The following is a 14968-nucleotide window of genomic DNA, read 5'->3' on the forward strand; positions in this document are numbered from 1 at the left end:
CAACTCCGACGTGCTTTCCTCCGCCGCCAGCACCGGGAATGCGGCCGCCGCAGCCACCCCGGCCGCAAAGAGCCCTCCGGCCGTGGAGGCCACCAAGGCCACCAAGGCCACCGAGCCCGGGTCGGAGCGCGCCGCGCGCGAGAGCGACCCGAACTTCGTCACCGCGCTGGCCCGCGGCCTGGAGCTGCTGCGGTGCTTTCGCACCGGCGAGTCGATGCTCGGCAACCAGGACTTCGTGCGCCGCACCGGGCTGCCGAAGGCGACCGTCAGCCGCCTCGCCGGTACGCTGGTGCAACTGGGGTATCTGCGCTACGACGACAGCCTCGGCAAGTACGCGCTGGATGCCGGCGTGCTGGCGCTGGGCTTTGCCTATCTGTCGGCCTCCGATGTGGTGGCGCTGGCGCGGCCGCATATGCTGGCGTTCGCGCAGACCCATGGCGTGTCCGTGTCGCTCGGCAAGCGCGAGCGGCTGGAGGTGATCTATCTGGAGTCGATACGTAACGACGCCGGCTCGATGCTGGGTCTGGGGGTCGGATCGCGGCTGTCGCTGGTGTCCAGTTCGATGGGGCGGGCCTATCTGGCGGCGCTGCCCGGGCCGAAGCGGGAACGGCTGCTGGCCGAATTCGCGCAGGCCTATCCCGAGCAATGGAAGGCGCAGGAGGCGCCGATGCGGGCGGCGGTGGCCGAGGCCGAGCAGCGCGGTTACGCGGCCTCGTTCCGCGACTGGCATCCCGCCATCCACGCCTGCGCGGTGCCGTTCCGGCCGATCGGCGAAAAGGACATCCACATGCTGAGCTGCAGCGCGTCGTATGGCAGCGTCGACGAGGCGGTCTTCCACGAGACGCTGGCCCCGGCGCTGCGCGCGCTCGCGGCGCGGTTGTCGGAGGGCGCCGCGCGCTGAGCGCGGCGGCGTCCCGGCCGATGTGGTTGCTCGGGCCGCTGAGGCGGCCGAGGCGGCCGAAGCCGCTGAGCTGCCGACGTGGCCGGGCCGCTGGCCGGGCCGCTGAGCCGCTGAGGTGGCCGGGCCGCCGGGCCGCTGAGGTGGCCGGGCCGGCCGGCCGCAGAGGCCGCCCCGGCCATCCGAGTCGCTCGGGTCGCCGGGGCCGCTCAGCGAGCGATCGCCATCACAGGTCCGTGCGCAGCTTCCACAGTTCGGGGAACAGCACGATGTCGAGCATCTTGCGCAGATAGCTGACCCCCTCGGTGCCGCCGGTGCCGCGCTTGAAGCCGATCACGCGTTCGACCGTGGTGACATGGCGGAAGCGCCATTGGCGGAAGGCATCCTCGAGATCGACGAACTTCTCGCCGAGCTCGTACAGCTCCCAGTGCGCCTCGGGCTTGCGATAGACCTCCAGCCAGGCGGCTTCGACCGAGGCGTTGTAGCCGGTCGGCTCGGTCCAGTCGCGCTCGAGGCAGGCCGCGTCGATCGCGAAGCCGCGCCGCGCCATCAGCCGGATCGCCTCGTCGTACAGCGACGGTGTGCGCAGCGCCTCCTCGACCAGCGCATGGTGCTGCGGACGGTGTGCGTGCGGGCGCAGCATCGCGGCGTTCTTGTTGCCGAGGATGAATTCGATCTCGCGGTACTGGAACGACTGGAAGCCGGACGACATCCCCAGATAGGGCCGCATCGCCGAATACTCCGGCGGCGTCATCGTCGCCAGCACGTTCCACGCCTGCACCAGCTGGTCCATGATGCGCGACACCCGCGTCAGCATCTTGAACGCCGGCGGCAGGTCGTCGCGCCGCACCGCCTCGCGCGCGGCGCGCAGCTCATGCAGCATCAGTTTCATCCACAGCTCGGTGGTCTGATGCTGGACGATGAACAGCATCTCGTTGTGGTCGGGCGAGAGCGGATGCTGGGCGTTCAGGATCTGGTCGAGCGCCAGATAGTCGCCGTAGCTCATCTGCTGGCGCATGTCGAGCTGCGCGCCATGCCATTTGTCCCCGGAAGCGGACTTGTCGCCGGATGGAGATTCGGATGGAGATCCACCCTCGCGCGATGTTTCCCCGTGGTGCGCCCCGCCGCCCGACATCGGGCAGCCGCCGTGCCCGGCCTTGATGTTCTTCGATTCCATGGTCATCGTTTCGCTCGCTGCTCAGGTCACCGCCGTGCGCGTCTGGAAGCGCGCCGCTTCGTAGGCGCCGCTGTCGAGCACGTCGCGCAACACTTCCACCGCATCCCAGACGTCCGCAAAACCAGTGTAGAGCGGCGTGAAGCCGAAGCGGATGATCCGCGGCTCGCGGTAGTCGCCGATCACGCCGCGCTCGATCAGCGCCTGCATCACGGCATAGCCCTGCGGATGGGCGAAGCTGACCTGGCTGCCGCGGCGCGCGTGCTCGCGCGGCGTGACCAGCGTCAGCGGATGGTGGCCGCAGCGCGCTTCCACCAGCGCGATGAACAGATCGGTCAGCTGCAGCGATTTGGCGCGCAGCGCCTGCATGTCGGTGCGGCCGAAGATTTCCAGTCCGCATTCGACCATCGCCAGCGAGGTCATCGGCTGCGTGCCGCACAGGAAGCGCGAGACGCCGCTGCGCGGGCGGTAGTCGGGCTCCATCGCGAACGGCGCGGCGTGGCCCCACCAGCCCGACAGCGGCTGCCAGAACGCGTCGCGCAGCGCCGGTGCGACCCACAGGAAGGCCGGCGAGCCCGGGCCGCCGTTCAGGTACTTGTAGGTGCAGCCGACCGCGTAGTCCGCGCCGGACTCGCGCAGCGCGACCGGCACGGCGCCAGCCGAATGCGCCAGGTCCCAGACCGTCAGCGCGCCGCGCGCATGCGCCAGTTCGGTCAGCGCCGCCATGTCGAGCATCTCGCCGGTCTTGTAGTTGACGTGGGTCAGCATCAGCACGGCGGTATCGTCGCGCACCGCCGCGTCGATCTCGTCGGGGCTGTCGACCAGGCGCAGCGAATAGCCCTGCTGCAGCAGATCGGCCAGGCCCTGGGCGATATACAGATCGGTCGGGAAATTGCTGCGCTCGGAGACGATCACCCTGCGCGCCGGGCTGCGCAGCCCCTGCACGCGCAGCGCGGCGGCCAGCACCTTGAAGAGGTTGACCGAGGTGGTGTCGGTGACGACGACCTCGTCCTCGCCGGCGCCGACCAGCGGCGCCAGCAGATTGCCCAGGCGCTGCGGCAGTTCGAACCAGCCGGCGGTATTCCAGCTGCGGATCAGGCCTTCGCCCCATTCCTGCTCGACGACCTGAGCGGCGCGGGCGGCGGCCGCGCGCGGGCGGGCGCCCAGCGAATTGCCGTCCAGATAGATCACGCCGTCGGGCAGCGCGAAGGCGTCGCGCAGCGGGCGCAAGGGGTCTTGCCGGTCCAGCGACAGGCATTGCTCGCGGGTAGTTGCGGTCATGGCTTCCTTGATGATGGTTTGGCGATCGCCGCCAGCGGCGGTCGCGATCGGTGCGCAGATGCGGAAAGGCGGGGACGCCGGGGCGGTCGGCCCTCAGGACAGGCTGCGCAGCACCGCCCGCACCGGGCTGGCGTCCAGCGCGGCAAGGCGCAGCGGCAGCGCGATCAGTTCGTAGTCGCCGGGCGCGACGGCGTCGAGCACCAGCCCTTCGAGAATCGCCATCCGATGCGTTCGCACCATCCGGTGCGCATCCATGGTCTTGGACTGCTGCGGATCCAGCGACGGCGTGTCGATGCCGATCAGGCGCACGCCGTGTTCGGCCAGCAGCGCGATGGTTTCCGGCGCCACCGCGCAGAAGTCGGGGTCCCATTCGGTCAGCGGCGCGCTGCGATAGGTGCGCAGCAGCACGCGCGGCGGCACGCCGTCGAGCGCGTCCGCGACCTGTTCCGGCCGCACCAGCGGCGCCGCGCCGATGCAATGGATCACCCGGCAGGGGCCCAGGTACGGGTCCAGATCCACCTCGCCGATCGGCGCGCCGTCGGCCGCGTAGTGCAGCGGCGCATCCGCGTGCGCGCCGGTGTGCGGCGACAGCGTGATCCGGCCGACGTTGACCGGGCATTGCTCGTCCATCTGCCAGGCGCTCTGCTGCTGGAACGGCGTGTCGCCGGGCCACACCGGCGTCGCCGGCGACAGCGGGGGGCTGATGTCCCACAGCGCGCGGGCCGTGGTCGGGGAGGTCGAAAGGGCGTCGGACATTGGGGCGCGTCGAGGGGCTTGCGATGGGCCGATAGGGCGATAGGCGATAAAGCGACAGGCCGGTAATGCGGGAGGCGGGTAAAGCCATCGGCCGGGGACAGCAAAAGGCCGGCATAGCATTAGGCGGCGGTGGCGCCGATCCCGGCATGATAGTCAAGATTTCGGGAAAGAGGCTTGCTATTTCGACGGCTGGTTGAGCCGCAATTCGCATAGAATTCGATAAATCGAACACATTGCGAAAGGATCTGCGACATGACGCTCGACCCCATCGATCTGCGCATCCTGACCTGCCTGCAGCAGAACGGCCGCATCAGCAACCAGGACCTGGCCGAGCGCGTCGCGCTGTCGCCCTCGGCCTGCCTGCGGCGGGTGCGGCTGCTGGAGGAAAGTGGCGTGATCGGCGGTTATCGCGCCTGGTTCGACGCCGAGCGGCTGGGGCTGGAGCTGGAAGCGATCGTGCAGGTGTCGATGCGGCCGGCGGTCGAGGGCTGGCATGACACGTTCAACGCGGCGGTGCAATCGTGGCCGGAAGTGCTGTCGGCCTATGTGATCACCGGCGACAGCAACTACATCCTGCGCGTGCAGGCGCGCAACCTGAAGCACTACTCCGATTTCATCGTGAACCGGCTCTATCGCACGCCGGGCGTGATGGACATCCGCTCGAACATCGTGCTGCAGCGGATCAAGACCGAGGGCTCGCCACTGGAGCTGGTGCAGCCGCGCGGGCAGGGTTAGCCCGCCCGGCGCGGCGAAGGCGCGCGCCTGCCGCCGCGCGCGCGGCGCGATCAGCCAGCCGCGTGCCTACCGCCGCGCGTGCAGCGCGATCAGGCGCCGCAGCGTTTCCTTCAGCTGGTCGCCCTGGCTGGCACCGAAGGCGGCCAGCACCTGGGCCTCGTGTTCCGCGGCCTGGGCCAGCAGCGGCCGGGCCCGTTCGCGTCCGCGCTCGGTGATCGACACCAGCGCCTGGCGCCGATCGGGCGCGCCGTCGCGGCGGCGCTCGACCAGGCCGTCGGCCGTCATGCGGTCGAGCAGCTTGGTCAGCGTCGGCTGCTTGGTCAGGGTGATATCGGCCAACGTGCCGACCGTGCAGACGTCGCGGTCGGCCAGCGTCGCCAGCACGCGCCATTCGGGCACGCTCAGGCCCGCCAGTTCGACCTTGCGGTGGAATTCACCCGAAACCAGATGGCTGGCGCGCGCCAGCAGATAGGGCAGGTAGCCGTCGACGAAGGGCATGGTCACGTTGGGCCGGGGGCGGAGAAGCGCGCGGGGCGATCAGTCGCGCAGCGGGCTGGTGGTGGAGAACGCGCCGCCCTGGAATACCAGCGGCAGGCCGCCGCTGCTGTGGATGCCGCAGCGCTCGACTTCGCCCACGAAAATCACGTGATCGCCCTCGTCGTAGCGGCTGCGGTTGTGGCATTCGAACCAGGCCAGCGCATTGGCGAGGATCGGCAGGCCATTGGCCGACAGCCGGTAGTCGACGCCGGCGAAGCGGTCGCCCTTGAGCGTGGCGAAGCGCTGGCACAGGTCCAGCTGGGTCGCGGCCAGCACGTTGATGATGTAGTGCGAGCCGCCGCGGAACATCGGCAGGCTGTTGGCGCGGTTGGCCATGCTCCACAGCACCAGCGGCGGATCGAGCGAAACCGAGTTGAACGAGCTGGCGGTGATGCCGACGAAGGGCGGATCGGCCGGGGATTGGCGCATCGCGCGCGTGGTGATGACCGTCACGCCGGTGGCGAACTGCGACAGCGCGCGGCGGAAATGCAGGGCGTCGAAGTCCGGCGCGGCGGCTTGGCCGTGCGGGCTCAGGTTCCCGTCAGGCGGGTTGGCGTCGGGAAATCCCATAGGTCGGGTACCGCTGATTTCCATGAAATTTCATATATTATTTGCCGCAGAACGCAGAATCACAAGCCAAGAAACACGGCCAAGAAACACGGCCAGGAAATTCGGGCGAAGAAGTTCGGGCGAAAAAACACAAGCGAAGAAACACGGCGCGGGATCGCAAACGGCAAGGCAGGACTTTGCTGCGAACGCCGCGGAACACCGAGGGGCAGGCCCGGCCTCAATCAGCAGCAGAGGAGGAGTGTCATGCTCGTCGAGCAGATCGAACACCGCTGGCTGGCGGCCTTTCGCCGGACGCTGGAGCTGTGCGCGCTTTCCGCGGGTGAAGTTGTCGGCATTGTAGCGGAGTCGCAATCCCGACAAGTCATCGTGGACTTGGCCGAACTGGCGGTGCAGTCCCTGGGCGCGACCCCGATCCGCGTGCGGGTGCCGACCCCCGCGCTGCAGGCGCCGGCGCCCGTGCGCTCGACCGGCGCCAGCGATGCACTGCAGCAACTGGAGCCGGTGATCGCCGCGCTGTCGCGCTGCCACCTGGTGCTGGACTGCACCGTCGAAGGGCTGCTGCACGCGCCGGAATTGCCGCGGATCCTGCAGGGCGCCGACGGCGTGGTGCCGCGGCTGCTGATGATCAGCAACGAACATCCCGAAATCCTCGAACGCTGCGTGCCCGATCCCGCGCTGGAGATCGCCGTGCGCGCGGCGATGCGCCGGCTGCGCGGTGCCGCCGAAATGCGCGTGACCTCCGGCGCCGGCACGGACCTGCGCATCGGCCTGGCCGGCGCGCGCGTCGGCGGGGTCTGGGGCTATTGCAACAAGCCGGGCCAGGTCGCGCACTGGCCGGGCGGACTGTGCCTGGCGTTCCCCGCCACGGGGCAGGTCGATGGCACGCTGGTGCTGGCGCCCGGCGACGTCAACCTGACCTTCAAGACCTATCTGCGCGATACGGTCGTCTGCCATGTCGAGCGCGACTACATCGTCGGCATCGAGGGCAACGGCGTCGATGCCGACATGATGCGCGGCTACTACGCGGCCTGGGCCGACAAGGAAGGCACGCGGGACGCCTACGCGGTCTCGCATGTCGGCTGGGGCATGAACCCGCAGGCGCGCTGGGACGCGTTGACCTTCTACGACAGGCGCGATTGCAACGGCACGGAGCTGCGCGCGTTTGCCGGCAATTTCCTCTATTCGACCGGCGCCAACGAAGTGGCCGGCCGCCATACGCTGGGCCATTTCGATCTGCCGCTGCGCGGCTGCACGGTGACGCTGGACGGCGTGGCCGAGGTCGAGCAGGGGCGGCTGGCGGAGATGGCACGCTGAACCGCTGGCGCGCGGACCCGCTGACTCGCCGACACGCTGACTTTCCGACACGCCGATACGCCGATACGCCGATACGCCGATACGCCGATACGCCGATACGCCGATACGCCGATACGCCGACACGCCGACGCGTCGATACGCCGACACCCGCAAGGAGCCTCGATGCCCCCCTCCGACTCCCATCGCGAATCCAACCGCGATTCCCTGACCCGCCACGCCAACGGCATCGCCGCCGTGGCGCGCGGCGACGGCCCCGTCGCCGTGGTGATGCTGCACGGCATCGGCGGCGGCAAGGCCGCGTGGCCCGCGCAATTCGATGCCCTGACCGAAGCCGGCTACCGCGCCGTCGCCTGGGACATGCCCGGCTACGGCGACAGCGCGACGATCGCCCCGTACGACTTCGCCGGCCTCGCCGCCGCGCTGGCACCGGTGCTGCAGGCCGAGCGCGGCGCCGGCCGCCGCGTGGTGCTGCTCGGCCACAGCATGGGCGGCATGGTCGCGCAGCAGGCCTATGCGGCGATGCCCGCGGCGATCGACGGCATGGTGCTGTCGGGCACCTCGCCGGCCTTCGGCAAGGCCGACGGCGACTGGCAGCGCGACTTCGTCGCAGCCCGCACCGCGCCGCTCGACGCGGGCCGGACCATGGCCGAGATGGCCGCCGGCCTGGTGCGGGGCATGGTTGCGCCCGATGCTCCGGCGGACGCGGTGGCCTTCGCCACGCGCGTGATGGCGCAGGTGCCGCCCGACACCTATCGTGCCGCGCTGCATGCGCTGGTGCGCTTCGACCGGCGCGCCGCGCTGGCCGGCATCGCGGTGCCGGTGCTGGCCTTGGCCGGCGAGCACGACGCCAATGCCGCGCCGGCCGTGATGGAACGGATGGCGGCGCGCATTCCCGGCGCCGAGTACCGCTGCCTGCCGGGCGTCGGCCATCTGGCCTGCATGGAGCGGCCGGCGCGCTTCAACGAGGCCGTGCTCGATTTCCTGGCGCGGCATTTCCCGGTCCGCTGACGTCGACCGGGACATCGCCGGCACGCACCATCGCACCGAACGTACCGACGTACCGACGTACCGACGTACCGACGCACCAACGCACGAACACACGAACACACGAACACACGAACACACGAACACACGAACGCACGAACGCACGAACGCACGAACGCACGAACGCACGAACGCACGAACGCACGAACGCACGAACGCACGAACGCGCCCGACGCACAACAAGCTGACCACGAGAGACACCATCATGCCCCTGGACTTCGTTCCCGCTGTCGGCGAGGCCGATTTCACCGACGATCAGGTCCGCCTGCTGACGCTGGCCAACCGGCTCGGCCGCGAACGCTTCGCGCCGCGCGCGGCGCAATGGGACCGCGAGGCGAGCTTCCCGTTCGCCAACTATGACGACCTGCGCGAGGCCGGCCTGCTGGCGCTGTGCGTGCCGCGCGCGTTCGGCGGCGAGGGCGCGGACTTCGCGACCTACTGCATGATCGGCGCGGAGATCGGCCGCTTCTGCGGCGCCACCGCGCTGACCTACAACATGCATATCTGCTCGACCATGTGGACGGGCATGCTGGCCGACGGCATCGCGATGACCGACGAACAGCGCGCCGAACACGCGGTCCGCCGCGAGCGGCATTTCTCGCGCGTGGTCAAGGACGGCGCGGTCTACGCGCAACCCTTCTCGGAAGGCTCGGCGGCCGCGGCCGGCAAGGCGCCGTTCGGCACCACCGCGCGCAAGGTCGAGGGCGGCTGGCTGTTGAACGGCCGCAAGATCTTCGCCTCGCTGTCGGGCGCGGCTGACTACTACGGCATCCTGTGCACCGAGGACCGCGGCGACCATCATCCCGACATGCGCGACACGCTCTATATCGCGGTGCCGGGCAAGGCCGAGGGACTGACCGTGACCGGCGACTGGGATCCGATGGGCATGCGCGGCACGGTCTCGCGCACGCTGCTGCTCAAGGACGTGTTCGTGCCCGACGACGAGCAGCTGATGCCGCGCGGCGTCTACTACAAGGCCGCGCAGACCTGGCCGGCGATGTTCTTCACGCTGTCGCCAACGTACCTGGGCGTGGCGCAGGCCGCCTACGACTTCACCGTGCAGTACCTGCGCGGCGAGGTGCCGGGCCAGCCGCCGGTCAAGCGCCGCATGTATCCGACCAAGCAGATCGCGGTGGCGCAGATGCGCATCCAGCTCGAGTCGATGCGCTCGCTGTTCTGGCGCGTCATTCACGAGGCGCGGCCCAATCCGTCGAAGGACCAGCGCATGCGTCTCTATGCGGCGCACTACGCGGTGATGGAGGGCGCCAACGATATCGCGCGGCTGGCGATCCGGACCTGCGGCGGCCAGTCGATGCTGAAGGACCTGCCGCTCGAACGGCTCTATCGCGATTCGCGCTGTGGCGCGCTGATGTTGCCGTGGACCGCCGAGCTGATCCTCGACCGCATGGGCCGCGAGACGCTGTACGAACCGGGCGAGCGCGACGAATGAGCGGCGCCTGCGGAGGGCGGCCGCATCTGGATGCGGCCAGCGTCGGCGCGCTGCTGCGGCCGCTGCACGCGCTGGCCGACACGCAGCCGCAACGGCCGGCGCTGCATTTTCGCGGCCGCACGATCGGCTATGCCAAGCTGTGGAGCCGCATCGAGCGCGTCGCCGCGCATCTGCTGGCCGACTGGGGCGTCGCGCGCGGCGACCGCGTGGCGACGCTGTGCCTGAACCACGATCTGCAGCTGGCGCTGCTGTTCGCCTGCGCGCGGCTGGGCGCGATCTTCGTGCCGCTGAACTACCGGCTGGCGGTGCCCGAACTCGCCGCGATCGCCGCGCATGCCGGCGTGCGGGCGATCTTTCATGACGATGCGCATGCCGATGTCGCGGCCGCGGTCGCGCGCGCCAGCGAAGGGGCGGTCGCAGATGAGGGCGCTGGTGCAATTGCGGGCGAAGTGGCCGGTCAAGTCGCCGGTCAAGTTGCCGGTGAAGTCGCCAGTGCCGTGGTGAGGGCAGTTGCGGATGAAGCCGGCGCGGCTGGCCGGCGCAGTGCCGTGCGCCACGCCCATATCGACCGCCTGATCGACAGCCCGGCGCCGCCGGAGCCCATCGACGCGCCGATCGGCCCGATGCCCGACGACACGCCGCTGCTGCTGGTCTACACCTCCGGCACCACCGGCCAGCCCAAGGGCGCGCTGCATACGCAGGCCGCACTGCTGGCCAATGCGCGCGCCAGCTGGTGGGCCCACGAGATGCGCGATACCGACCATGTCCTGTCGACGCTGCCGATGTTCCATGTCGGCGGGCTGTGCATCCAGACCGTGCCGGCGCTGCTGCTCGGCGCGCAGGTGACGCTGCACGAGCGCTTCACGCCCGACGCCTGGCTCGAGGCGCTCGCGCAGGCGCGTCCGACGCTGTCGCTGATGGTGCCGGCCACGCTGCGCGCGGTGCTCGAACATCCCGGCTGGGCTGATGCCAATCTGGGCGTGCTGCGCGGCGTGATGGCCGGCTCGTCGACGATTCCCCGCGCCTATATCGACGCCTTCCACGCGCGCGGGGTGCCGCTGGGGCAGGTCTACGGTGCCACCGAGACCGGCCCCGTCTCGATCGTGCTGCGCCTGCACGAGGCGATGGCGCGGCCCGGTTATACCGGCTGGCCGCAGCCCGAGGCGCAGGTACGGCTGCTCGGCCGCGACGGCAAGGAGGTGGCCGAAGGCGAGGTCGGCGAGATCTGCATCCGCGCCAGCAATCTGATGCAGGGCTACTGGCGCGAGCCTTTCCATCCCGGCTTCGTCGACGGCTGGTTCCGCTCGGGCGATCTCGCCCATCGCGACGCCGACGGCTGCATCGAGGTGGTAGGCCGCAGCAAGGACATGATCATCTCCGGCGGCGAGAACATCTATCCGGCCGAGATCGAGAACGCGCTGGTCGCGCTGCCCGGCGTGGCCGAATGCGCGGTGGTGGGTTTGCCCGACCCGCGCTGGGGCGAGGTGCCGGTCGCTGTCATCGTGCCGGCGCCGGGCGCCGACCGCGCCGCGCTGGCGACCGAACGGCTGCGCGAGACGCTGGCCGCCCGCATCGCCCGCTTCAAGCTGCCGCGCGAGGTGGTGCTGCTCGACGCGCTGCCCAGGAGCGCGCTCGGCAAGGTCCTGAAGCCGCAGCTGCGCGCGACGCTGGAGGCGGCGCGGGGCGCCAGCGATGGCAGTGGCGGCAGCTGCGCGAGTGCTGGCAGCGGCGGCAGTGGCGCGAGCGGTGGCAGCGCTGCCGGTGTCGGCAGTGTGGGCAGTGGCGGTGGCGGCCGCGGCGGCATGAACTGAGCGCGGCGGGTATCATCGTTCGATCGCGCCTTGCGGCGCATCCCAACGGGTAAGCATCCATGGAAGATCGAACCGAAATCGCCACGCTCGGTGGCGGCTGCTTCTGGTGCCTGGAGGCGGTCTATCAGCAGGTCGAAGGCGTGACCGCGGTGGAGTCCGGCTATACCGGCGGCCATGTCGACGATCCCAGCTATGAGCAGGTCTGCAGCGGCGATACCGGTCATGCCGAGGTGGTGCGGGTGTCGTTCGATCCGTCGGTGATCTCCTATCGCGAGATCCTGGAGATCTTCTTCGCGATCCACGATCCGACCACGCTCAATCGCCAGGGCAACGACGTCGGTACGCAGTACCGCTCGGTGATCTACACGCACTCGGACGCGCAGCGCGCGACCGCCGAACAGGTGATGGCCGACATCGCCGCGCGCCAGCTCTACGACGGGCCGCTGGTCACGCAGCTCGAGCCGGCGCAGCGCTACTGGCGCGCCGAGGCCTATCACCAGAACTACTTCCGCAATCATCCCGAACAGGGCTACTGCGCCTTCGTGATCTCGCCGAAGGTCGCCAAGTTCCGCAAGAGTTTCGCGCACCGGTTGCGGGCACAGTAAGCGCAGCAGCGGCGGCACCGCAGCGACGGCGCAGAGTCGGCAGCGACAGCGGCAGCAAAAGCGACTGCGGCGGGCCCAACGACGCCGGCAACCTTGGCAGCGACAGCGACAGCGACAGCGACAGCAAGCGCGGCAGCCGCGGCAGTGGCACAGGCGGCCGCGGCGGAGGCACAGGCGGCCGTGGCGGAGGCTAGACGTCCAGCCGCTGCGCGATCGCCTCCGCCAGCCGCGCCAGCGTCAGCGGCGCGCAGCCCTCGGCGTTGTTGCTGACGATCAGATAGGCCGGCTGCCCGGCCTGCAGCGTGCGCACCGCCAGGTCGGCGGCGGCGGCCAGCGTCTGCGGATCGAGCGCGCGCAGCCGGTCGAACGGCTCGAACGCCGCCTCGGCCTGCTCGTAGCCGTAGCCCTCATGCAGCAGCCAGCGCAGCACCAGCGGCCCCGGCTCGCCTTCGTCGCGCAGCGCCTGCGCCGCGGCCTGGCGCGCCAGCGGCGGCATGCGGTCGCGCGCCGCGCAGCCGAAACGCACGCCATGCGTACGCAGCAGCTTGATGAAGCGCGGCGTCAGCAGTTCGGGGTCGCGCAGCTCGACCGCATAGCAGGCGTTCGGCGTCTGCGCCGGGTCGAGCGCGGGCAGCGCCGACAGGAAGGCGTCGAGCCGCGACAGAAAGCCCGCGGCATCGGCCGCCATCGCGCGCAGCGGCGACAGCTGGAACAGCAGCGGCCCGCATTTGGCGCCGAGCCCCGCGGTGGCCGGCGCGATGAAATCGCGGACGGCGATCTCCACATCGAGGAACGCCGCGTTGGCGAGCCGGCCTGCGCCATTGCTCGCGCGCAGCCACGGATCGCAGACGCTGGCGGGCGCCTTGACCAGGAAGCGGAAATCGTCGGGCACCTGGGCCGCATAGGCGAGATAGTCGGCCAGCGGAATCGGCGCGTAGAAGCCCCGATCGACGCCGGCCGCGCGCAGCAGCGGATGGGCGGCGTAGGCGCTCAAGCCCTTGCGCGACAGCAGGCTGTCGCTGTAGTCGCCGTCGTAGACCAGGCCTTTCCAGCCAGGGTAGGACCAGGTCGAGGTGCCGAGGTGGAGATGGGCGGGCAGCCGGGCGGCCAGCGCCGCCAGTTCGGGAGAGGCGGCGACCGGCTGGACCGTCTTGCCGCGCCGGGCCGGTTTGGTGGCCGCCGCCGACGCGGCCGGCGCCGCGGGAGCAGGAGCGGCGGCGGGAGAAACGATGCGACCCGATGTCTTTTCGGACACCGGGTCGCCGAACAGGTCTTCAGTCAAAGGTGGTTCAGTCGAGCCTGATTGAGTCAGCGAGTCAGCGAGTCAGCGAAGGTCAGCGAAGCCAGCGCGCACAGCGAAGCCTGGCGTCATGCCGGCCGCCTCAATCCAGCGTCTTGTCGTAGATGTAATGGCGCGACCAGGGCAGCGTGCTCGACGGCTGGGTGGCCTTGTGGCAGACCACCTGGTAGATCGACATCTTCTCGCTGTCGAACGCCTGCGCGCAGCCGGCCAGATAGACGCGCCAGATGCGGTATTTCTTCTCGCCGACCATCGCGCGAATGGTCTCGCCGTGCGTCTCGAAGTTCTCGGCCCAGTGCCGCAGCGTCTGCGCATAGTGCCGGCGCAGCAGCTCCACGTCGTAGGCCTCCAGGCCGCCCTTGGCGAGCGTATGCAGCACCATGCTGATGTGCGGCAACTCGCCCTGCGGGAACACGTAGCGGTCCATGAACTGGGCACCGTCCATCGGCACCTTGCCGCTGTCCGGATCGGGCGAGGTGATGCCGTGGTTCATCGCGATACCGTCGTCGGCCAGCAGCTCGCACATGCGGCTGAAGTAGGTGACCAGGTTTTCCTTGCCGACATGCTCGAACATGCCGACGCTGGTGATGCGGTCGAAGGTGCCGCCGACATCGCGATAGTCCTGCAGGCGGATCTCGATGCGGTCCGACAGCCCGGCCTGTTTGACCCGTTCGGTGGCCAGCGCGAACTGGTTTTCCGACAGCGTGATGCCCACACAGCGCGCGCCGAACTTCTGCGCGGCGCGCAGCACCAGCGCGCCCCAGCCGCAGCCGATGTCGAGCAGTGTCTGGCCCGGCTGCAGGCGGATCTTGGTCAGGATGTGGTCGATCTTCTTGATCTGCGCGGTGGCCAGGTCCTCGGTGCCGTGCTCGAAGTACGCACAGGAGTAGACCATGTTCGGGTCCAGCCACAGCTTGTAGAAGTCGTTGGAGACGTCGTAGTGGTATTCGATCGACGCCTTGTCTTCCTGCTTGGTATGGGTGAAGCGTTGCGCGACGCGTGCCAGCGTGCTGCCGGCCAGTTGCGTGGTCGCGCGGGAGAAGCCGTAGCCGACCGCGATGATGTCGGCGAGCTTGCCCTCCAGATCGATCTTCTGCTGGACGTAGGCCTCGCCGAGGTTGTCCAGCGTCGGCGTCAGCAGCAGCGGCAGCGCGCCGGCCTCGCGCACGGTCAGCGTGACCGCCGGTTGTTCGAAGTTGCCCAGCGCGTATTCGTGGCCATTCCAGAGCCGCAGCTTGACGGGCAGGTTGGCCTTGTCGCGCAATTCCGCGACCCAGCGCTCCAGTTGCGTGTCCAGTGCTTGCTTGAAAAACATGCGGCTTTCCTCCTGATGAATGGCGGCATATTTCCGAACGAACAGCGCTCCAACCACAGCTGTGGGCGGCCTGGCCTTCCGATATATCAGGCTGTGCCATACCCAACGCCAGAGCCCGCTGCCTGGTGCGTCTGGCGTTTCACTTTATACGCCAAACCGCGCAGGTGTGCAGTGCACT

The 14968-nt window shown here is 69.5% G+C and carries 14 protein-coding genes; 7 read left to right on the forward strand and 7 right to left on the reverse strand.

Annotated features, from left to right (window positions below; translation table 11 throughout):
• Nucleotides 1–82 precede the first annotated feature (82 nt).
• Nucleotides 83–901 carry an IclR family transcriptional regulator gene (locus tag KZ686_RS07210; RefSeq protein ID WP_265633432.1) on the forward strand — a complete coding sequence of 273 codons (819 nt, stop codon included), beginning with the start codon at nucleotides 83–85 and terminating at the stop codon, nucleotides 899–901.
• 223 nt (nucleotides 902–1124) lie between these two features.
• On the opposite strand, the gene kynA is transcribed toward KZ686_RS07210, so the two are convergent.
• The 3 genes from kynA to kynB form a co-directional block, all read right to left on the reverse strand.
• Nucleotides 1125–2075, reverse strand: coding sequence for a tryptophan 2,3-dioxygenase (kynA, locus tag KZ686_RS07215; protein ID WP_407648521.1), 951 nt, complete (start codon nucleotides 2073–2075; stop codon nucleotides 1125–1127).
• Nucleotides 2076–2096: 21 nt separating this feature from the next.
• Nucleotides 2097–3353, reverse strand: a complete 1257-nt coding sequence (gene kynU, locus KZ686_RS07220; RefSeq protein WP_150084230.1) for a kynureninase — start codon at nucleotides 3351–3353, stop codon at nucleotides 2097–2099.
• A 93-nt stretch (nucleotides 3354–3446) separates the two neighbouring features.
• Nucleotides 3447–4109: an arylformamidase gene (kynB, locus tag KZ686_RS07225; RefSeq protein WP_265633333.1), complete on the reverse strand. Its 663-nt coding sequence runs from the start codon at nucleotides 4107–4109 to the stop codon at nucleotides 3447–3449.
• A 252-nt stretch (nucleotides 4110–4361) separates the two neighbouring features.
• Between kynB and KZ686_RS07230 the strand changes: the two genes are divergently transcribed.
• A complete protein-coding gene (locus tag KZ686_RS07230) occupies nucleotides 4362–4844 on the forward strand; it encodes an Lrp/AsnC family transcriptional regulator (RefSeq protein ID WP_149317797.1) in 483 nt (160 codons plus the stop codon).
• Between the two features lie 66 nt (nucleotides 4845–4910).
• Here KZ686_RS07230 and KZ686_RS07235 read toward each other — a convergent pair whose 3' ends face one another.
• On the reverse strand, nucleotides 4911–5342 hold the full coding sequence (locus KZ686_RS07235) for a MarR family winged helix-turn-helix transcriptional regulator (protein ID WP_149317798.1): 432 nt from the start codon (nucleotides 5340–5342) through the stop codon (nucleotides 4911–4913).
• A 39-nt stretch (nucleotides 5343–5381) separates the two neighbouring features.
• Nucleotides 5382–5951 (reverse strand): flavin reductase family protein, encoded by a 570-nt coding sequence (locus KZ686_RS07240; protein WP_149317799.1) that lies wholly within the window; start codon nucleotides 5949–5951, stop codon nucleotides 5382–5384.
• A gap of 243 nt (nucleotides 5952–6194) precedes the next feature.
• Between KZ686_RS07240 and KZ686_RS07245 the strand changes: the two genes are divergently transcribed.
• The 5 genes from KZ686_RS07245 to msrA all read left to right on the forward strand — a co-directional run bounded on the left by KZ686_RS07245 (nucleotide 6195) and on the right by msrA (nucleotide 12175).
• Nucleotides 6195–7265: a peptidase M29 gene (locus KZ686_RS07245; RefSeq protein WP_265633334.1), complete on the forward strand. Its 1071-nt coding sequence runs from the start codon at nucleotides 6195–6197 to the stop codon at nucleotides 7263–7265.
• Nucleotides 7266–7427: 162 nt separating this feature from the next.
• Complete coding sequence (locus tag KZ686_RS07250) at nucleotides 7428–8273, forward strand: alpha/beta fold hydrolase (RefSeq protein WP_265633335.1); 846 nt, start codon at nucleotides 7428–7430, stop codon at nucleotides 8271–8273.
• Nucleotides 8274–8514: 241 nt separating this feature from the next.
• The gene (locus KZ686_RS07255) at nucleotides 8515–9759 is read left to right on the forward strand and encodes an acyl-CoA dehydrogenase family protein (protein ID WP_265633336.1); all 1245 of its coding nucleotides are present in this window, start codon (nucleotides 8515–8517) and stop codon (nucleotides 9757–9759) included.
• On the forward strand, nucleotides 9756–11570 hold the full coding sequence (locus tag KZ686_RS07260) for a class I adenylate-forming enzyme family protein (protein ID WP_265633337.1): 1815 nt from the start codon (nucleotides 9756–9758) through the stop codon (nucleotides 11568–11570). The genes KZ686_RS07255 and KZ686_RS07260 overlap by 4 nt, the downstream gene beginning before the upstream one ends.
• 59 nt (nucleotides 11571–11629) lie before the next feature.
• The gene (msrA, locus tag KZ686_RS07265) at nucleotides 11630–12175 is read left to right on the forward strand and encodes a peptide-methionine (S)-S-oxide reductase MsrA (RefSeq protein ID WP_149317804.1); all 546 of its coding nucleotides are present in this window, start codon (nucleotides 11630–11632) and stop codon (nucleotides 12173–12175) included.
• Nucleotides 12176–12365: 190 nt separating this feature from the next.
• Here msrA and KZ686_RS07270 read toward each other — a convergent pair whose 3' ends face one another.
• Together KZ686_RS07270 and KZ686_RS07275 are read right to left on the reverse strand one after the other, a co-directional pair.
• Nucleotides 12366–13457 carry a DUF72 domain-containing protein gene (locus KZ686_RS07270; protein WP_265633338.1) on the reverse strand — a complete coding sequence of 364 codons (1092 nt, stop codon included), beginning with the start codon at nucleotides 13455–13457 and terminating at the stop codon, nucleotides 12366–12368.
• Nucleotides 13458–13557: 100 nt separating this feature from the next.
• Nucleotides 13558–14790 carry an SAM-dependent methyltransferase gene (locus tag KZ686_RS07275; RefSeq protein ID WP_265633339.1) on the reverse strand — a complete coding sequence of 411 codons (1233 nt, stop codon included), beginning with the start codon at nucleotides 14788–14790 and terminating at the stop codon, nucleotides 13558–13560.
• Nucleotides 14791–14968: the final 178 nt, after the last annotated feature.

The organism is Cupriavidus cauae (assembly GCF_026210475.1).
In the GTDB taxonomy this organism is placed as follows: domain Bacteria; phylum Pseudomonadota; class Gammaproteobacteria; order Burkholderiales; family Burkholderiaceae; genus Cupriavidus; species Cupriavidus cauae.